Origin of the sequence: Mesorhizobium sp. LSJC285A00 (assembly GCF_000503155.1) — a bacterium.
In the GTDB taxonomy this organism is placed as follows: Bacteria; Pseudomonadota; Alphaproteobacteria; order Rhizobiales; family Rhizobiaceae; genus Mesorhizobium.
In genome coordinates this window covers 77,939-97,417 of the sequence record NZ_AYVK01000026.1, presented here as the reverse complement: position 1 = coordinate 97,417, position 19,479 = coordinate 77,939, and the positions used below count along the sequence as shown (strand labels likewise).

At 64.5% G+C, this 19,479-nt stretch carries 13 protein-coding genes and 1 pseudogene; 4 read left to right on the top strand and 10 right to left on the bottom strand.

From position 1 onward, the window contains the following. Window positions 1–43 precede the first annotated feature (43 nt). From X726_RS148560 to X726_RS148570, 3 genes are all read right to left on the bottom strand, one after another. Window positions 44–2,416 carry an aldehyde dehydrogenase family protein gene (locus tag X726_RS148560; protein ID WP_023671302.1) on the bottom strand — a complete coding sequence of 791 codons (2,373 nt, stop codon included), beginning with the start codon at window positions 2,414–2,416 and terminating at the stop codon, window positions 44–46. A gap of 226 nt (window positions 2,417–2,642) precedes the next feature. Continuing rightward, entirely contained in the window at window positions 2,643–3,692 is a 1,050-nt protein-coding gene (gene deoC, locus X726_RS148565; protein WP_023671301.1) for a deoxyribose-phosphate aldolase, read from the bottom strand. Window positions 3,693–3,898: 206 nt separating this feature from the next. After that, complete coding sequence (locus X726_RS148570; protein ID WP_023671300.1) at window positions 3,899–4,726, bottom strand: ferredoxin--NADP reductase; 828 nt, start codon at window positions 4,724–4,726, stop codon at window positions 3,899–3,901. Between the two features lie 220 nt (window positions 4,727–4,946). On the opposite strand from X726_RS148570, the gene X726_RS148575 reads away from it, so the two are divergent. Then, the gene (locus tag X726_RS148575; protein ID WP_023671299.1) at window positions 4,947–7,031 is read left to right on the top strand and encodes a hydantoinase/oxoprolinase family protein; all 2,085 of its coding nucleotides are present in this window, start codon (window positions 4,947–4,949) and stop codon (window positions 7,029–7,031) included. A gap of 1 nt (window position 7,032) precedes the next feature. After that, on the top strand, window positions 7,033–8,715 hold the full coding sequence (locus tag X726_RS148580; RefSeq protein ID WP_023671298.1) for a hydantoinase B/oxoprolinase family protein: 1,683 nt from the start codon (window positions 7,033–7,035) through the stop codon (window positions 8,713–8,715). A 23-nt stretch (window positions 8,716–8,738) separates the two neighbouring features. Here X726_RS148580 and X726_RS148585 read toward each other — a convergent pair whose 3' ends face one another. Beyond that, the gene (locus X726_RS148585; protein ID WP_023671297.1) at window positions 8,739–9,629 is read right to left on the bottom strand and encodes an SGNH/GDSL hydrolase family protein; all 891 of its coding nucleotides are present in this window, start codon (window positions 9,627–9,629) and stop codon (window positions 8,739–8,741) included. Between the two features lie 254 nt (window positions 9,630–9,883). Here X726_RS148585 and X726_RS148590 point away from each other — a divergent pair, with 254 nt between their 5' ends. After that, window positions 9,884–10,654, top strand: a complete 771-nt coding sequence (locus X726_RS148590; RefSeq protein WP_023671296.1) for an ABC transporter substrate-binding protein — start codon at window positions 9,884–9,886, stop codon at window positions 10,652–10,654. Between the two features lie 70 nt (window positions 10,655–10,724). Then, complete coding sequence (locus X726_RS148595; RefSeq protein ID WP_023671295.1) at window positions 10,725–11,840, top strand: aminomethyltransferase family protein; 1,116 nt, start codon at window positions 10,725–10,727, stop codon at window positions 11,838–11,840. A 1-nt stretch (window position 11,841) separates the two neighbouring features. Here X726_RS148595 and X726_RS148600 read toward each other — a convergent pair whose 3' ends face one another. The 6 genes and pseudogenes from X726_RS148600 to X726_RS148620 all read right to left on the bottom strand — a co-directional run bounded on the left by X726_RS148600 (window position 11,842) and on the right by X726_RS148620 (window position 19,133). After that, complete coding sequence (locus X726_RS148600) at window positions 11,842–12,303, bottom strand: MarR family transcriptional regulator (RefSeq protein WP_023671294.1); 462 nt, start codon at window positions 12,301–12,303, stop codon at window positions 11,842–11,844. Then, window positions 12,300–12,898: pseudogene (locus X726_RS01000000167150) on the bottom strand (amino acid synthesis family protein). Before X726_RS01000000167150 ends, X726_RS148600 begins: the two are co-directional and overlap by 4 nt. Then, complete coding sequence (locus X726_RS148605) at window positions 12,891–13,775, bottom strand: thiamine biosynthesis protein ApbE (RefSeq protein ID WP_023671293.1); 885 nt, start codon at window positions 13,773–13,775, stop codon at window positions 12,891–12,893. Before X726_RS148605 ends, X726_RS01000000167150 begins: the two are co-directional and overlap by 8 nt. Further along, window positions 13,775–15,316 carry a 6-hydroxynicotinate reductase gene (locus tag X726_RS148610; RefSeq protein WP_023671292.1) on the bottom strand — a complete coding sequence of 514 codons (1,542 nt, stop codon included), beginning with the start codon at window positions 15,314–15,316 and terminating at the stop codon, window positions 13,775–13,777. Before X726_RS148610 ends, X726_RS148605 begins: the two co-directional genes overlap by 1 nt. Continuing rightward, complete coding sequence (locus X726_RS148615) at window positions 15,313–18,273, bottom strand: molybdopterin-dependent oxidoreductase (protein WP_156940671.1); 2,961 nt, start codon at window positions 18,271–18,273, stop codon at window positions 15,313–15,315. Before X726_RS148615 ends, X726_RS148610 begins: the two co-directional genes overlap by 4 nt. Next, on the bottom strand, window positions 18,270–19,133 hold the full coding sequence (locus X726_RS148620) for a xanthine dehydrogenase family protein subunit M (RefSeq protein WP_023671290.1): 864 nt from the start codon (window positions 19,131–19,133) through the stop codon (window positions 18,270–18,272). The genes X726_RS148615 and X726_RS148620 overlap by 4 nt, the downstream gene beginning before the upstream one ends. Between the last annotated feature and the right edge of the window lie 346 nt (window positions 19,134–19,479).

Here is a 19,479-nt window from a genome sequence, read left to right as displayed (position 1 = left end):
ACGCTGCCATGGTTCACTCAAGCACAGCGCGCTTCAGGCGGCATTAGTCGCCGTATGGCACCCAGACGTTCTTCACTTCGACGGCGCGGCGCAGCAGGGCATCGCCGGCGGCCTCGTCGGACGCCCAGTCGAGGCTGCTGCCGTTGCCGGTCCAGACGCGCTTGAGATTGCCGACGGAATCGGCCTCCGCCTTGGCGCAAGTGTCGGCATCGGCAAACAGCCAGAGCCCGTCGACATCGTCATGCTTGGCCAGCACGCCGGCAAGCTCCGCCGTGCGGCCGGTGACGATGTTGATGGCGCCTGCCGGAACGTCGGAATATTCGATCACCTGGTAGAGATCGGTGGCAAGCAGCGGGTATTTTTCCGACGGCACGGCCACTACCGTGTTGCCCATGGCAAGCGCAGGTGCGATCAGGGAGATCAAGCCGAGCAGCGGCGCGCTGTCCGGGGCGACGATGCCGACGACGCCGACCGGCTCGTGCAAAGCGAGCGTGACGGCGCGGGCCGGTGGCTGATGCACCCTGCCCTCATACTTGTCGGCAAGGCCGGCATAGAGGAACAGGCGCTCGATCGATTGTTCCACTTCCTCCCGCGCGGCCTTGGCGTTGGCGCCGGTCAGTTCGGTCAAGCGTGCGGTAAACTCGCCGGCACGGCCGGACAGATTTTCGGCGAGATAATATAGCACCTGGGAGCGATTGTAGGCGGTCGCCTCCGGCCACGCTTTGCAGGCGCGGGCGGCGGCAACGGCGTCGCGGATGTCCTTGCGGCTGCCGAGACCGACTTCGCCGGCCAGCTTGCCCCTGGCAGTGGCGACATAAACCGAGTAATTTCCATCGGGACGCACCTGCTTGCCGCCAATGAACAGCTTGGCCGTGCGGTCGATGGCGCCGCCATCCGATTGCTCGACGGGCTGCGCCGAAGACGCCGTCGGCTTGATCACCGGGCCGAGCGGCAGTTTTGCCGAGAGATATTCGAACATGCCCTCGCGCCCGCCCTCGCGGCCAAAGCCGCTTTCGCGATAGCCGCCGAAGCCGCAGGCGGCGTCGAACATGTTGGTGCCGTTAACCCAGACGACGCCGGCCTTCAATTGCGGAGCGACATGCAGCGCGAGGTTGATGTTTTCGCTCCACACCGAGGCGGCCAGCCCATAGCGCGTGTTGTTGGCAAGCTCGATCGCTTCCTCGGTGTTGCGGAAGGTCATGGTGGCCAGAACCGGACCGAACACCTCTTCCTGCGCCAGTATGTTTGCCGGCGAAACACCGGTGGCGAGCGTCGGCAGGTGGTAGTAGCCGGAAGACGGCAGCACCGCATCGGGCTGCCAGCAGACGGCGCCCTGCCTGGCGCCTTCGGCGACCAGACCCTTGACGCGGTCGAGCTGCGTGGCGTCGACCAGCGGGCCGACATCGGTGTTCTTGTCGAGCGGGCTGCCGACGCGAAGCCGGCTCATCCTGACCTTGACCTTGGCGATCAAGGCATCGGCAATGCCTTCCTGCACCAGAAGCCGTGACCCGGCGCAGCAGATCTGGCCCTGGTTGAACCAGATGCCGTCGACCAGTCCTTCGACGGCGCTGTCGAGATCGGCGTCCTCGAAGACGATGAAGGCCGATTTGCCGCCAAGCTCCAATGACAGCTTCTTGCCCGATCCAGCCGTGGCTTTCCTGATGATCTTGCCGACCTCCGAAGAGCCGGTGAAGGCGATCTTCTGGATGCCGGGATGGTTGACGATGGCGACGCCCGCTTCCGGCCCGCCCTGGACGATGTTGACGACGCCCTTGGGCACGCCGGCACGCTCGCAGATCTCGGCAAACAGGATGGCGGTGAGCGGCGTGAACTCGGCCGGCTTCAGCACCACCGTGCAGCCGGCGGCGAGCGCCGGCGCAATCTTCCATGCCAGCATCAGCAGCGGGAAATTCCATGGGATGATCTGGCCGACGACGCCGACACCCTTGTGGCCTGGGAAATCCTTGTCCAGCGCCTGTGCCCAGCCGGCATGATGGATGAAATGGCGGATGGCCAGCGGCACGTCGATGTCGCGGCTTTCGCGGATCGGCTTGCCGTTGTCGATTGACTCAAGCACTGCGAACAGGCGCTGATGACGCTGCATCGCGCGGCCAATGGCGTAAAGCACTTTTGCGCGCTGGTAGCCCGAGGATGCCGACCATTTCGGTAAGGCCTTGGTGGCTGCGGCGACGGCTGCGTCGATATCGGCGGCGCCGGCATCGGAGATCTTGGCCAGCAGCTTGCCGGAGGAGGGTTCGCTGGTCTCGAAAGTCTTGCCGCTGGCGGCCGCCTTCCAGCCGCCATCGATGAACAGCGCCTTGCCGAAATCGCGTCCGGCAAGCCAGGCATCGGCCTCGGTGCGGGCTTCCGGCGCCGGGCCGTATTCCATGGCGTGATAGCGTTCGAGAATGTTCATGACGCGCTCCAGATAATCTTCTTGGCAGGCGCTCTGTGGCGCCCCCCTCCTTCCTGCCGGACATCTTCCCCACAAGGAGGGAGATCAGCATTCGCGCCTGTCGGCTCCGAAACGTCGACGACTGGCGAAATCGTCAATGATAGCCAATCTCCCCCCAGGTGGGGGAGATGTCCGGGAGGACAGAGGGGGGCGCGAAAAAACTCGGCGTTCAAGGCCTTCACCCGCCTCACGCCATTGCGTGGCGGTGGTTGGCCGAATAATGCCCGGTCAGATGATGCTCGAGCTGGCGCTCGATATCGGTCAGCAGGCTCGAGGCGCCGAAGCGGAACAGCTCTGGCTCCAGCCATGGCCGGCCGAGCTCCTCCTTCATCAGCACCAGCCAGTCGAGCGAAGCCTTGGCTGTAGAGATGCCGCCGGCCGGCTTGAAGCCGATGAGAAAGCCGGTCTCCTCGAAATAGGCTCGGATGGCGCGCACCATGGCAAGGCCGACGGGCAGCGTGGCGTTGACGCTTTCCTTGCCGGTCGAGGTCTTGATGAAATCGGCGCCGGCCATCATCGCCACCATCGAGGCCAGCATGACATTGCGCAGCGTGGCGAGGTCGCCAGTGCCGAGAATGACCTTGAGATGCGCATCGCCGCAGGCTTCGCGCATCGAGACGATCTCGTTGTAGAGCTCCTGCCACTTGGCGCCGAAGACCAGGCCGCGCGGGATGACGACGTCGATCTCGTCGGCGCCGTCGCGCACCGATGCCTCGATCTCCTGCAGGCGGGTCGACAACGGCGCAAGGCCGTGCGGGAAAGCGGTGGAGACGGCGGCGACATGGATGCCGGTGCCGCGCACGGCATCAACAGCCGTCGCGACGAATGGATGATAGACGCAGACCGCCGCCGGGCGGATTTTTTCGCCCTCGATGCCAAGCCCCTCGACGATGTCGCGGCGGAACGGGTTGATCGCCTTGGCGCATAGGCGGCGCACCCGCTCTTCGGTGTCGTTGGAATTCAGAGTCGTCAAATCCATGCAGGAGACCGCGCGCAGCAGCCAGGCGGCCTGGTTGTCAGCCTTGATCGAGCGCCGCTTTGTGAGGCTGGCGACCCTGCGTTCCAGCGCCGAGCGGTTGACCGAGCGCACCGATTCCATGAAGCCGAGATCGAGCCGCATGCCGGTGTTGCGGGCAATACCGTGGCTTTGCGGCACGGGCGTGTTGGCTGCGGCACGCGCCGGCAGCGGCGTGACCTTGGACCCGCCGAGATCGGCTTCGCGGATTGTGCTGCTCATCTCCTGCCCTTTCGCTCGACGATTTTACGTCGTGGTGCGTGTCGTTGCTCCCGGACTTGGGCGACACACACCGAAGATAGCCCGTGAATCGATGCTTCACGAGTCCTTCAAGGGCTCATAACGGAAAAAGGCGGCAAAAGCAGCTGAATTTTGACCACATGGTCAAAACGTCAATTCAAGACGTGGCGCCGAGGCGCCGGCTGATGTCAGCCGACGAAAGCGCGCTCGACGACGAAGGTCGAGGGATGGCTGAGCGAGCCCTCATGGAAGCCGAGGCTTTCGGCCATTTCCTTGACGTCCTTCAGCATATGCATCGAGCCGCAGATCATAATGCGATCCGTCTCCGGATTGAGCTTCTCGATGCCGAGGTCGTCGTAGAATTTGCCGGAGCCGATCAGCGCGGTGATGCGGCCCATGCGCGCCGACTCTTCGCGGGTCGTCGAATTGTAGAGGGTGACGCGGCCGCCGGTCAGTTCGCCGATCAGGGGATCGTTCTCGAGCGCGGCCACCAGTTCCTGGCCATAGGTCAGTTCGGCATTGTCGCGGCAGGTGTGGGTCAGGATGACCTGATCGAATTTTTCGTAGGTATCGGGGTCGCGCAGAAGGCTGGCGAAGGGCGCAATGCCGGTGCCGGTCGAGATCATGAACAGGCGCTTTGCCGGGGTCAGCGCGTCGACAACCAGCGTGCCGGTCGACTTCTGGCGCATGATGACGGTGTCGCCGACCTGGATCTTCTGCAGTTCGGAGGTCAGCGGGCCGTCCGGCACCTTGATCGAGAAGAATTCCAGCTCTTCGTCCCAGGCCGGGCTTGCCACCGAATAGGCGCGGTACACCGGCTTTTCGGCATTGGGCAGCCCGATCATGACGAACTCGCCGGAGCGGAAGCGCAGCGACTGCGGACGGGTGATGCGGAACGAGAACAGACGGTCGGTGTAATGCTTCACCGAGACGACGGTTTCGGCATAGACGTTGGCCGGAATCGGGAACTGCAGCGGACGGGCGCCGGCGGTGTTGAGTGCGGATGTGGTGTTCATCAAATCCAACTCTGTCTTGCCCACGCCTGTGCGGGCGCCAAACCGTTTCCTGCGCGCCCAGACCATTCAGGTCCCGGCGAGCCGTTCACACACTCCAAAGCAGTGAGCTCTTGTGTCCCAAATTTATTAGTATACAAACGATATTTGTGTCAAGATACCACGCTAAAACAGCTTTCCAAACTGCGGCATATTCGTAGTTCCGCCATTTCGGATTTCGACAATGAAAGAGAATTTTTCGGTGCAACAACCGGATTCCCTGGGTCACGTCGTTGCCGGCATCGATGTTGGCGGAACCTTCACCGACCTCATTTTGATCGACGGAAATGACGGCGGAAAGGTGCATATCGCCAAGACGCCGACGACGGTCGACAACCAGGCGTTCGGCGTGGTTTCAGCGCTGGGCGCCACCGGCTTTGCCATAGACGGCATCGACCTCATCGTGCATGGCACGACCACCACCACCAATGCAGTTCTGGAACGCCGGCTGGCGAAAACCGGCATGATCACCACACGCGGTTTTCGCGACGTGATCGAGTTGGGACGGCGGACCCGACCGCAGCCCTATGGCATGACAGGCACCTTCGTTCCGATCATACCGCGCGATCTCAGGCTCGAAGTCTCGGAGCGCGTCGAAGCATCCGGCGCGGTGCGCACGCCGCTCGACGAGGCCGAGATGCGCGACGCCGTGAAGACGCTGATCGCGGCCGGCTGCGAGTCCCTCGTCATCCATTTCCTGCATTCCTACGCCAACCCTGGACATGAGCGGCGCGCGGCCGAAATCGCCGCCGAGCTTTGGCCGAACGGCTACATCACGACTGGCCATGCGCTGCTGTCGGAAGCCCGCGAATTCGAGCGCGGCGTTACCGCCGCGGTCAACGCCTCGGTGCAGCCGATCCTCGAGCGTTATGTCGAGCGGCTGCGCAAGGAATTGGCCGCCAAGGGCTATGCCCGCGACTTCCTGATCATGAACGGCAATGGCGGCATGATCTCGGCCCGTTTCGTCACGCGCGAGTCGGCCAAGACCGTGATGTCCGGCCCGGCCTCCGGCGTCATCGCCGCCGCCTATACGGGCAAGCGCGCCGGCTTTGAAAACCTCGTCACCTACGACATGGGCGGCACCTCGACCGATGTGGCGCTGATCCGCAACGCCGAGCCGGCGGTCTCCAACGAGATCGAGATCGAATATGCGATGCCGATCCATGTGCCGATGGTGGCGGTGCATACGGTCGGCGCCGGCGGCGGCTCGATCGCGCGCGTTGATGCGGCCGGCCTGATCCAGATCGGCCCGGAAAGTGCCGGCGCCAATCCCGGTCCGATCTGCTACGGCCGCGGCGGCTTGGAGCCGACCATCACCGATGCCAATCTGGTGCTGGGACGGCTGGCGCCGAAAAAACTGCTGGCGGTCGAAAATCCGGTCACCGTCGAGCGCGTCACCGGCATTTTCGAGAACAGAATAGGCAAGGCCACCGGCCTCTCCGGCGTCGAGGCGGCGGGTGCAATCCTGCGGCTCGGCAACATGAAAATGGCCGGCGCCATCCGCATGGTCTCGGTGTCGCGCGGCCATGATCCGCGCGATTTCGCGCTGTTCGCCTTCGGTGGCGCCGGGCCGCTGCATGCCTCCGCCCTGGCGCGCGAACTCGGCCTGCCCCGTGTGCTGGTGCCGGCGCGTCCGGGCATCACCAATGCGCTCGGCTGCGTCGTGGCCGATCTGCGTCACGACTTCGTCAACACGATCAACCAGCCGGTCGCCGTGCTCGATGAAGCCAGGCTTCGCGAGGTGCTGGAACGTCACCGCGGGGAAGGCGAGGAACTGATCGGCAAGGAAGCGGTGAAGCCGGAAACGATCCGCGTTACGCACTCTGCCGACATGCAGTTTGTCGGCCAGACCCACATCATCAACGTGCCGTTGCCGTCTTCATCGGTGACAAGGCAGGAGTTGCAGGCGCTGTTCGAAAAAGCCTATTTCGCCCGCTTCAAGGTCGAGCTGCCGGAGATCCGCGCCAATCTGGTCAACCTCAACACGTCGGTGACGGGCGTGCGGCCGGCGATCGACCTGTCACGGCTGATCGACCCGGCCGGACGTACAAAGACGCTAGACGAGGCGCTGCGCGAAACAAGGCCTGTCTGGTACGCAGGACGCTGGCACGATACGCCGATATACGCACGCGAAAAGCTGCCGCCCGATGCCGTCATCGAAGGGCCGGCGATCCTCGAACAGATGGACGCCACCACCGTGCTCGAACCCGGCGACCGCGCAAGATCGGACGCCGACGGCAACATCATCATCGATATCGGCGAGGCCTGAGATGCAAAAGCTCGACGCCATCACGCTTTCGGTCCTGCAGGCTGCCCTCCAGCAGGTCTGCGACGAGATGGATCTCACTTTCTCCCGCGCGGCCTTCTCGCCTGTCATCGCCGAAGCCAATGACCGCTCCGACGGCATCTACTCGGCCGTCGACGGCTCGCTGATCGCACAAGGCAGCCAGGGCCTGCCGGTGTTCGTCGGCGTCATGCAGTATTCGACCAGGACGGTGATCGAGATGATCGCCGACGGCCGCTGCCTGCCACCTGAGCCGGGCGACATCTATATCGTCAACGATCCCTATCTCGGCGGCACGCATCTGATGGATGTGCGCTTCGCCATGCCGGTCTATCGCGACGGCAAGATATTTTGCTGGCTATCGAATACCGGCCACTGGCCCGATATCGGTGGCTCGGTGCCGGGCGGCTTCTCCGCTTCCGCCACAGCCGTCGAGCAGGAAGGCCTGCGGCTGCCGCCGGTCAAGCTGTTCAAGAAGGGCGTGCTGGACACGGAAATCTACGCCATCATCTGCTCCAACATCCGGGTCGCCGACCAGCGCATCGGCGATATAAGGGCGCAGGCCGCGGCACTGCTGATCGGTCAGGACCGGCTCAATGGAATCCTCGATCGTTACGGCAACGAAACTGTTGTCGAGGCGATCGCCGAACTGCGTCGCCGCGCCGCCGAGCAGATGCGCGCCAACATCTCCGCCATTCCCGATGGCACATACAGTTCGAAGGCCTTTGTCGACTCGGACGGCGTGGTCAACGAGCCGCTGACCATCGCGCTCGCCGTCGACAAGCAGGGCGACACGCTGACCTTCGACTTTACCGGCTCGTCAAAACCATGCGCGGGGCCCATGAACAGCGTGCTGGCGACGACCTTGTCGTCGGTCTATCTAGCCATGCGCCATATTTTCCCTGATGTGCCGATCAGCGCCGGCGCTTTCGAGCCGCTGATCGTCAAGCGGCCGGAAGGCACGTTCCTCGACGCCAAATACCCGCGTCCCGTCTCCGGCTGTGCGGCTGAAGTCTCGCAGCGCATCGCCGAGGCGGTGTTCGCGGCGATGGTGCAGGCGCTGCCGGAAAAGGTGACGGCCGCGCCCGCCGGCTCCAGCGGCAATTTCGCGCTCGGCGGCAACGATCCGGCCCGCGGCCGCGACTATGTGATGTATCAGATCTCCGGCGGCGGCTATGGCGGCAATTCCGGCCATGACGGCCTGACCAATGGCTGCTCGACCATCGGCATTTCGAAATCGCCGCCGGTCGAGATCATGGAGCAGGCCTTTCCGGTTCTCTACCGCCACTATGCCTTGCGCGAAGGCTCCGGCGGCGCCGGCAAGCAGCGCGGCGGTTTTGGCCTCGCCTATGAGGTCGAGATATTGCGAGGAGAGGCGCGCGCGTCCTTCGTCATGGACCATGGCCGTTTCGGCCCGCAAGGCGCGCTCGGCGGCAAGGACGGCGCGGTGAACACGGTGACCGTGTTCCGCGACGGCGAGGCACATGTGCCGCCGCATCTGTCCAAGGAACAGGACATCGCGCTCAAGGCCGGCGACCGCGTGAGGGTCGGCACGCCCGGGGGCGGCGGCTATGGTGATCCGCGTGAGCGCGACCCGAAACTGGTCGCCGAAGACATCAGGCTTGGTTACTACACCGTTGAACAAGCCAAAGAGCTGTTCGGAACCTGACAGCCGACAGGCCCGAGCCCGCGTCAGGTCTGCAGCTTGGCCTTCAGCGCATCGGCGAATTTTTGCGCGATCTTCTTGAAGCCGGCGGGATCGGGATGCAGTTCGTTGGCCCAGTCGGCCACCTTCAACGTTCCCTGCGTGTCGACCAGATGGAAATTGTTGTTGGGATCGTCGGCCAGGCGCTTCACCACATCGCGGAACGCCGCCAGCGCGTCGTGAACGATGACCGTGCCCTTGGCGACCGTCCAGTTGCAGAAATCGAGCGACGGTTTCAGCCACGGGCCGACACAGGACGGATGCGCTCCGTTCGGGATCGGAAAATCATAGCAATGGCCAAAGATCGGCACGCCTGGCGCGACGCGGTCGCGCAGCGCGAACAAATCGAGATAGCAGGCCTCGACCATGCCGAGCGCCTTGGTGAAGCGGTTCTTGTTCAGCCCGGGGGCGTGGCCGTCATTGAAGTCAAGGAAGATGCAGAACTGGTCGCCGGCAATGTCGTTGCCACCGGCAGAGAACAGGATGGCATCGGGCTTGCCGTCCAGCCAGTTGGCCTTGTTGCGCAGGGCGGCGATCATGCGCTGCTGCTTGGGCAGCGACATCTCGTCGGTCGCCGCATCGCCATGATGGGCAAGGTTGAGGATGGTCGGCGGCATCGAGCCGATGCGGCGCAGCTGCGCGATCACGTCGGTGTCGACGAACGGAAAGCCGTTGCCGGTGAGCGGATAGTCGAACCAGGAATCGCCCTGCGCCAGCATCACCAGCGGCCGGTTGGCGACGGCCGCCTCGAGATTGCCGGCGCTTTCCCTTGCGGTTTCGAGCCGCTCGATGTTGGCCTGGTGAACCTTGATGCGCTTGGCGATGTCGTCGTCTATGCGCCGCTGCGCGGCTTCCTGCACGAATTCCTGCTGGTCCATCCCCAGGTCCCTCCCACGACCGTCTACTTCCAGCTGAACATGCGCCCATGTCCATGATCGGTCTGTAATTTAGATCACAGTAAGATTCCTGGGGAAGGACGGCTTGCCGCGCCGTGATCGCCGCAGAGCATGTCGTTTCCGTCTCCGTGGGGCCTGCAAAAGACCATAGACTTCTATCCTTGTTTTCGCGCAATTCCGGACGGGAAACCGCCAACACCTTCCCTGGAATTGCTTAGTCAACGGAGATCAGGAACATGCGTCTTTTCGGTCGTTTCGTGCTTGCCGCTTCCGCCGCCCTGCTGCTTGGGACCGGTGCTGCCTCCGCCGAGAAACTCAGGATCGGGACCGAGGGCGCCTATCCGCCTTTCAACTATGCCAATTCGGACGGCACGCTGGGCGGCTTCGACATCGACCTCGGCAAGGCGCTGTGTGCCGAGATGAAGGCCGAGTGCGAATTCTCCGTACAGGATTTCGATGGTTCCATTCCGGCGCTGCAGGCCGGCAAGTTCGACGCCATCATCAACATCACCATCACGCCGGAACGGGCCGAGAAGGTCGAGTTCACCCACAAATATTACCAGACGCCGCCGGCCATCGCCGTGCCGAAGGATTCGACCATCGCCGGCACATCGCCGGACGATCTGAAGGGCAAGGTGCTGGGCGTGCAGAGCGCAACCATCCACCAGAATTTCGCCGAGCAGAAATACTCCGGCTCGACCGTGAAAGCCTATCCGACGGGCGACGACGCCCGCACCGACATGGCCAATGGCCGGCTCGACGCGATGATGGACGGCTCGATCATCCTGACCGAATGGCTGAAGAAGCCCGATGGCGCCTGCTGCAAATTGCTCGGCACGCTGACCGCCGATCCGGCCATTCACGGCCCCGGCGTCGGCATCGCCCTGCAAAAGGGCAACAAGGAACTGGCCGACAAGTTCAATGCCGCAATCGAGGCGCTGCGCGCCAACGGCAAGTACAAGGAAATCAACGACAAGTACTTCGCCTTCGACGTCTACGGGGGTTAATCCCTCAGCCAACCCGACCTCGGCAGCGCCACCCGGCGCTGCCGTTTTCATGAGATGACGGAGAAGTTTCTTGGTTGAGCGGCGCTCCCCTTTCTACACCAGCATCGTTGGCCTCGGCGCCACGATGGGCCGGGTCGGCGGCGACTTCGTCTCGGCCAAAACTTATTCCGGCATCGCCGACGAGCATCTGAACACGCGCAAGAATGTCGGCGTGCAGGATCTCAGCACCATGGGCAAGATGGACATCAAGGGGCCGGAAGCGGAGGCGCTGGTCAACCACGTTATCGTCAACGATGCGGCCGCGATGAGCCCCGGCCAGGTGCGCTATTCCACCGTCTGCCGCGACGATGGCGGCATCATGGACGACCTCACCGTGTTCCGGCTGGCGCCTGAGCATTTCATGCTGGTGACCGGCTCGGTCAACCGGCTGAAGATGCTGCCCTGGCTGCAACATCATGCTGAAGCGCGAAAGGCCTATGTCACCGACATCACGGCGGCCGTCGCCTTTCCGACGATACAGGGGCCGCGTTCACGCGAGCTGCTGAAAGCACTGGTTTCGGATGCCGATCTCGATGAGTTGAAACGCTGGGCGTTCACTTCAGGGCGCGTCGGCGAGACCAAAGTCCTGATCTCACGCACCGGGGTGACCGGCGAGCTCGGCTTCGAACTGTTCGTGCCGGCGGACGAGGCCACTTCCGTCTGGGACGCGCTGATGCGGACCGGTAGCGATTTCGGCCTGAAGCCATACGGCGTGCTGGCCATGTTCACGCTCGGGCTGGAAAAGGCCTATCCGGCGCATGGCATCGACATGGACGAGAGCCGTACGCCCTTCCATGTCGGGCTCGATCGCTGGATCAAGTTCGACAAGGGCGAGTTCATCGGCCGCGAGGCATTGCTCACAATTCGCGGCAAGGGGCTCGACGAACGCTGGACCGGGCTGATTCTCGACGGTGACAAGCCGGCCGCGACGGATGCCAGGGTTTTCGCCGACGGCGAGGATGCCGGCGTCGTCACCTACAGCGATCACGGCTATTCCTTAGGCAAAGTTCTGGCGACGGCGCATTTGCGGCTGCCGTTCACCGCCATCGGGACCGAACTCAGCATCGACATTGACGGCAAGCCGACCCGCGCGGTGGTGGCGCCGATGCCATTCTTCGATCCTGAAGGCGCTCGGCTGCGGGCCTAAATCAGGCTAACTTCGCTAGCAGCCGCATAAACGTGGCCGCTTCCTTGGCCGTCAGCGGCGCCAGTGTCTCCTGGGTGATGGCGCGGGCCAACGGGATCAGCCGTTCGATCGCCTCGCGTCCCTCTGGCGTGAGGTTGACCAGCAGGCGCCTTTTGTCGACCTCATGCTTGGTCAGGTCGACCAGGCCACGCGCCTTCAGCCGATCGATCACGCCCTTGACGGTCGCCGCATCCATGGCGATCAGCGTTCCCAACTGGTTCTGCGAGGTCTCGCCGACATCGTGCAGCTTGGCAAGTGCAGCAAATTGCGGCGGCGTCAGGTCGCTGATCTGGGCGGCAAAGATCGAGACATGGCGCTGATGCGCCTTGCGCAGGATGAAGCCGACCTGCTCCTGCAGGCGGTAATCATGTTCGTCGGGCTCTTCGGCCTCGACCAGTTTCAGCAGATTGTCGCCGCCGCTCATCGTAAGCCGTCCCAGGCCTTGATGTCGCCAACCGCGAGGCCGCCCATGCGGTCATGCACACGGGGGCCGCAGCTCATGGCGAGGCAAAACAGGATTTCGTCGGCACGCGGCCCGTCGCTGATGCCGACTTCCATGGCGTCGAAATGGCTGCGGACATAGGCAGCGTTGGTGTGGCCGAGCGGCACGTCGAGCCGCGAGCCGAACGCCCCGACCTTGGTTGCCGACGGCACGATCGCCTTGGCGTCGCCCAGCCGCTCGCGCATGGCATAACCGCCCGGCACATGCCAGAGCGCGCCGTGCTCCAGCTCCCCTGACGAACCGACAATGGTGCCCTTGCCGTAGGCGTCGATCTGCTTGATGTCGCCGCCCAATGCGGCAATGAGCTTGTCGGTGAGCAGCAGGCCAAGCGGCTTCAGATCGTCCATGGCGCTCTGCAGTTCTTCGACGTAGCGGCCGGCGAACGGGTTCTTCACCAGCGCCACGGCCGCCGCGNCACGGCCGCCGCGCGGCGGCGCGGCGCAGCCGCCACCGGGCCGCCATCGTGAAAGATCTCTTCGGTCAGAACCGCGATCTTGCGGATCGGAAACTCAGGCATGGGCAACTTCCTTCCCTGGATTTTTGTTGGGCGCGGCAAGCGCCATGGAACCACTGATCCGCGCTTCCCCGCCTAGAAACAGCGCCGATGCGGCAATCAGGCCGCGCCGGCGAAAATCTTCGGCGACGGCAAGGCCATTGTCCAGCGCCCGCTCCACATCGCCACGCGCGAGCATGCCGACGGCTTGTGTCACCAGCCGCGCGCCGAGATCGCTGTCGGGCGCCAAGTCGTGCGCGGGAATGCGCTTGATGGCGGGATTGCCGGGCAGGTCGACGGCGTTGGCAATGAGCGTCGCCGCCGCATCGGCCTCGGCGCCGGTGCGGGCCAGCACGGTGACGGCGTCGGCAATGCCAAGCGAGAACGAACGGCCGCGCCAGCCGCTGGTGGCGACGCCGCGCACGCCGTCCGCCGAGCGAATGGTGAGGCGGTCGGCCATGCCGTTGCCGGTGCCGGCGATCGCCAGGTTCATCGACTGGCCCTTGCCGATATGGAGGGCGCTGTCGCCGCCATTGTTGACATAGGCGCGGTCGAGTCTGCGGCCTGCAAGCAATGCCGAGAGCATTTCGTCGGCTACCGATCCGGCGACGGCGGCCATCGGCGTGATGAAGCTTTCCGCCAAGGGCATGACGGCTGCTTCCATGCGGCGGGCCGTCGGACCGGCAAAGGTGCGTGGCGCCAGGAAAAATGCCGGGAGGCGCAGTTCCGGAAGCTCCTTGACCAACTCGACCAGGATCGTCTGGAAGCGCTCGATCGACTGGGCGTAGGCGGCACGACACTCATCCGCCTCGCCAAAGGCCTGGACGATCAGGTCGATCGGCCCGTGGTTGAGGTGCAGCCGCTTGCCGTCCTGCAGCCAGTGGACTTGCGGGCCTTGCATCAGGTGGCCCCGTTCGAGCCGACGCGGCGCAATTGCGCCAGCGGCGGCCATGGATTTTGAGCCTCGGCGCCTGAGCCGCGGCGCGGGTTGAGATATTCGCCGCCTTTGGCAACGATATCCTCGACGCTGCGTATCTCGGCCTCGTAGCCGCCCAGCCGGACATAGTCGTCGCGGCGTAGCGTGAATTCGATCGGCGCCACCAGCGCCGGCGTCGGCACATAGCCGAAGGCGCCTTCCGGCACGCGCATGACGTCGACCATCAGCGTGATGCCGCCGCCCGGCCAGACATAGACCGGCGCGCCGCCAACGGTAACATAGGTATTCAAGCCCTGCACCGAGCGGGTGAGATTGACCGGGTTTTCGGTGACGCCGGCGCGCAGCGAACCGCCGGCGCCGCCGATGAACAGCACGGTGCAGAGCGCCGGCTCGCAATTGTCCTCGATCAGGCCGACCGATTTCTGCAGCCGCTCGGGGAACGGTTTTTCCACCGGCTTCAACTCGTCGTCGAGCTCGTAATAGGCGAACTGCTCGCCGGTGGTCGACACCATCAGCAGCGACAGGCCGGGGCGGGCGCCCTTCTTGGCGTTCCATTCGCCGAGGATCGACAGCGGGTCGGAAATCGAGGTGCCGCCCCAGCCGAGGCCGGGCTCGGAAACCTTGAAATAGCGGCCCGGCGTCGAACGGCGGCCGATGATCTTGATGCCGGTATCCTGCCAGCCCAGCACCTTGCCGGCCTGATGCTCGGAGACGACGCCGGTGATATGGTCGTCGACCACCACCACCTCGTCGACTAGGCCGCGCCATTGCGTGGCGAACATGCCGATCGTCGCCGAGCCGCAGCCGACCCGCATGCGGTGTTCCTGCTTGCCGTCGATGACAGGTGGTTTGCCGGCTTCGACGATGATGGTGGCGCCGCCATCGATGGTCAGTTCGACCGGCTTGCGATTGCACAGACCGAGCATCGCGTCGCAGGTTGCCCGGCCTTCGGCCTTAGAGCCACCGGTCAAATGATGCACTCCGCCGAGCGACAGCATCTGCGAGCCGTATTCGCCTGTCGTGACGTGGCCGATCGGCTCGCCTTGCGCGCGCACGATTGCCGTTTCGGGACCGAGATGGCGGTCGGTGTCGATCTTCACCTTGACGCCGCAGTACGAAAAAATGCCTTCGGTGACCACGGTCACCAGATCGACCCCCTCGACCTCCTGGCTGACGATGAAGGGAGCCGGCTTGTAATCGGGATAGGTGGTTCCGGCGCCGATTGCAGTGACGAAGCGGCGGCCGGTGTTGACCAGTTCGCCGTCCCATTGCTCGCCCTCGGCGGTGAAGGGCACGACCGCGGCGCCGCTCTCTGCCGCATGGTCGAGGATGGTCAGCGGGTCCGTACGCACGATGCGGCCACCGACATTGCCGTAGCGGTCGCAGGCGCCGGTGCGGCCATCGGCGATGTAGCACATCACCGGACAGGCATCGCACCGGATCTTTTCCGCCACCAGCTTTTCGCCGGGATCGTGGGTTTCGAAGCGTTCGGCAAGCTCGCTCATCGGCGTGCCTCCTTGTCGCGGATAGCAGCGCGGATGCGCGCCGGCGTCGCCGGAACCTTGGTGATGAGAACGCCGGTGGCGTGGCGTATGGCGTTGAGGATGGCGGGTGCGGTCGGGATCAGCACATGCTCGCCCAGGCCCTTGGCGCCGAACGGTCCCTCCGGATCGGGAACCTCGATCAGAATGTGCTCGATCTCAGGCACGTCGCCGATGGTCGGGATGAGATAGTCGTGCAAATTCTCGGTGCGGCCGGGGATGTATTCCTCCATCAGCGCCATGCCGATGCCTTGCGCGATGCCGCCCTCGATCTGGCCTTCGACCAGCAGCGGATTGATCGCCTTGCCTACATCGTGCGCGGCGGTGATTTTCAAGAGCTTCACCGTGCCGAGCTTGAGGTCGACCTCCAGTTCGGCGATCTGCGCGCCATAGCCATAGACGGCGTAAGGCTTGCCCTGGCCCTTGGCGTCGAGCGGCAGCGTCGGCGGATCGTAGGTCTCCTCGGCGCGAAAGACGAAACTGTCCGCATCGACATCGAGCGCGGCGAGATCGATACGCCGAGTGGCTTCGCCCTCACGAATGACGATCGCCGGGCCGTCCAATTGCAGGGCCGCGTTCTCCGAGACATTGGCAAAGCGCAGGATCTTTTCGCGCAAGGCGCGGCCGGCTTTTTCGGCAGCCTTGCCGGTGACAAAAGTCTGGCGCGAGGCCGATGTTTTGCCGGCGTCCGGGCTGATCGCGGTGTCGGCGCTTCTCAGCTTGAATTTTTCCAGCGGCAGGCCAAGTGCGTCGGCGCAGATCTGGGCAATGACGGTGTTGGAGCCCTGGCCGATATCGACGGCGCCCTGATGCAGGATGACCTCCCCCTCTGGCGAGATACCGACCCGGATGGTCGACGGATTGGGCAGCGAGGTGTTGCCGCAGCCATACCAGCAGGACGCGACGCCGACGCCGCGCTTTTTGCTCGTATTGGCATTGTTGAATGTATCTGCGTCGGCCTTCGCGCGAGCCCAATGCGGTCGCAAGGAGTCGAGGCACTGGAAAATGCCGACGCCCGACTCCAGTCGCTGTCCGGTAACCGTTTCGGATCCGTTCCGAAGGCAGTTCTTCAGCCGAAAATCGAGCCGGTCCATGCCAAGCTTGCCCGCAAGCTCATCGTAAAGCGTCTCCTGCATGATCGTCGCCTGCGGCACGCCGAAGCCACGGAAGGCGCCGGAAATCGGCCCGTGGGTGTGGATGGCGCGGCCTTCGGCGCGGTAGTTCGGCGTCGCATAGGGACCGGAGGCATGCACCGGCACGCGGTTGGCGACGGTCGGGCCCCAGCTGGCATAGGCGCCGGTGTTGAAATCGCCTGTGAAGACCATGCCGGTGACATGGCCCTCGGCATCTACGCCGATGGTCGCCTTCATCTCGGCGGGATGTCGCTTGGTGGTCGACATCATGGATTCGTTGCGGGTGTAGGCCAGTGCTGCCGGCCGGCCGGTCTTCAGCGCCACAAGGCCGATGAGCGGCTGCAGTGAAACGTCCAGTTTCGAGCCGAAGCCGCCGCCGGTCGCGGTCGGCACGATGCGCACCTTGTCGACGGCAAGACCGAGCACCTTCGCCGTTTCGTCGCGGTCCATGTAGGGGGCCTGGGTGCAGGCGACGACGACCAGCGTGTCGCCGTCCATGTAGGCATGGCCGGCTTCCGGCTCGATGTAGGCGTGCTCGACATAGGAGGTGTCGATGGCACCGGACACCGTGAAGGCAGCCTCGCCAAGCGCCGCCTCGGGGTCGCCGCGCTCTACGAAGCCCTTGGTCAACAAATTGGCCGGGCGGTTCGCGTGGATGAGCGCCGCCCCTTCTGCCTGCGCGTCGCCGGGCTGCAGAAAATGCGGCAGCTCGGTCCAGCGGACCGGGAAATCCTGGAGGTCGAGATCGAGCATGGCCTCGCGCTCGCCGGCGACCAGCGCCACTGCCTCGCCGCGCAGCCGCGCAAAGCCTTCGGCCAGCGCCGGCTGGTCGGCAAACGGACCGATGACGCCGAAACAGTTTTTTCCCGGAATGTCGGCGGCGGTGAAGACGCCGACGATGCCGGGATGCGACTTCACCCAGCCCTCCAGGTCGCCGAAGGCGAAGCCGGCATGATAATGCGGCGAGCGGACCACCAGCACGGCCAGCGCATCGGCGGGAAACGCATCGGCGCCGAATTTTTCAGCGCCGGTGACTTTTGGCACGCCGTCGAGCCGGACCGGGGAGGCGCCTACAGCATTCCCTGTGGTTGGCCTTCTACGTTCAAAGTTGAATTCCAACGAATGACGTTGGCGCTGCCCCTCACCCTTACCCTCTCCCCGTGAAGAACGGGGAGCGGGGAGCGTCGGCGCTGGAGCACTTCCCTTCTCCCCGTCACTATACGGGGTGAGGGTGCCGGCAGGCGGATGAGGGGCAGCGCCGTCGGTCGACGTCTCGAACCGTCCCGCATCCATCACTGCCGCGATGATCTTTCTGTAGCCGGTGCAACGGCAGAGGATGCCGCCCAGCGCATCCTGCACCTCGGTCTCGGTCGGATTCGGCGTGCCATCCAGCAGCGCCGTTGCCGCGACCAGCAGCGCCGGCGTGCAGATGCCGCATTGCGCGGCGCCATGTGCCAGGAAGGACGCCTGCAGCGCCGACAGCCGGCGATCGGCGAGGCCTTCGACGGTCGTTACGGACGTCCCGGCTGCGGAGGCCGCCGGCATCAGGCAGGCGCAGACGGCGTCGCCGTCGACCAGCACTGTGCAGGCGCCGCAATCGCCGGCATCGCAGCCAACCTTGGTGCCCGTCAGCTGCAATTCGTCGCGCAAAACCTGCGACAGCCGGCGCAGCGGCGGCACATTGACCGAGACGGCGGCGCCATTGACGGCGAAGGCGATCTCGGCGCGCTCGATGCCGAGGCCCGGCACGAGGTCGGGCAGGGCTTCAATCATCTCGGAGTGGCTCATGCCGCCACCATGCTGTTGTCGTTCGTCAGCCCGCAGGCCCCCAGCACGGCGCGAGCGACAAGCTCGCGCGCTGCGTCGAGCCGGTATTCGGCGCTGCCGCGCACGTCGGCAATCGGCGAGAGCTCGGCCATCGGCGCGGACAGGAGCGCATCGGCGAGTGCCGGGCCGACAGGCTTGCCCACCAGCACGGCTTCGACAGCGGCGAGCCGCTTGGCCACGGCCGAGCAGGACCCGACCGCGACAGCGGCTTCCATGACCATGCCATCCTCGGCAACGAGGCGCGCCGCCACCATGGCGATGGAGATGACGAGGTAGCGCCGCGCACCGAGCTTGACGAAGGCCGACGTGCCGGTGGCCCTGGGCTTCGGCACCCGGATGGCGGTAACCAGCTCGCCCGGTAGCAGCGCGGTGCGGCGGTTGCCGAGAATGAACTCCTGCAGCGGCAGATAACGCGTCGCGGCTGCAGAGCGCAGCTCGACCTCGGCGTCCAGCACCAGCAGTCCCGGAACGCCATCGGCGGCAGGCGAAGCATTGCAGAGATTGCCGGCGATCGAGGCGACATTCTGGATCTGCAGGGAGCCCACTTCGCGCGCGGCCTGCTTCAGCGCATCGAAAGCCGCCGGCAATGGATGGCGGATAAGGTCGGTCCATGTGGTGCGGGCGCCCAAAACCCAATGTGTTTCGGTCTCGGCAATGCCGCGCAGCGAGTGCAGGCCGTTAATATCGAGAACATTCTCGCGGAACGGTTTGGCGCCCTGCGCCGGATAGAAATCGGTGCCGCCGGCAAGCACGCGCCAGGCGCCCTCGCCCAGCAGAGCGAGCGCCTCGTCGAGCGTGGTGGGTTTCGCGTAACGGATCACGCTTTGCCTTCCAAAAAAATCGGCCTTCCCATTGGGGCCTTCAAGGGTGGGGTCTTCCCCAACCCCGCCAGTGTCTGACCAGGCCAAATTCATTCGTATGCAAATGATATCAAGCTGGCGGAAATTGTCAAAGCCGGAGTTTAAGGGAACCCGGCCGCCACGCATTTGTTACGTCCGCGCACGATCCCCAAAAATCGGAATCGATTTTCGGAAAGGATCCTGCGCAAAGTAAAGTGCTACAGCGTCCTTTGCGCGTCCGAAGGGGACGCGCGGCGCTGTAGGAGGTTGACGCAGGCGGCCATCCGGTCAAGTTTCTGCATCCGGTCGCATCAGCGGCGTATTTCAC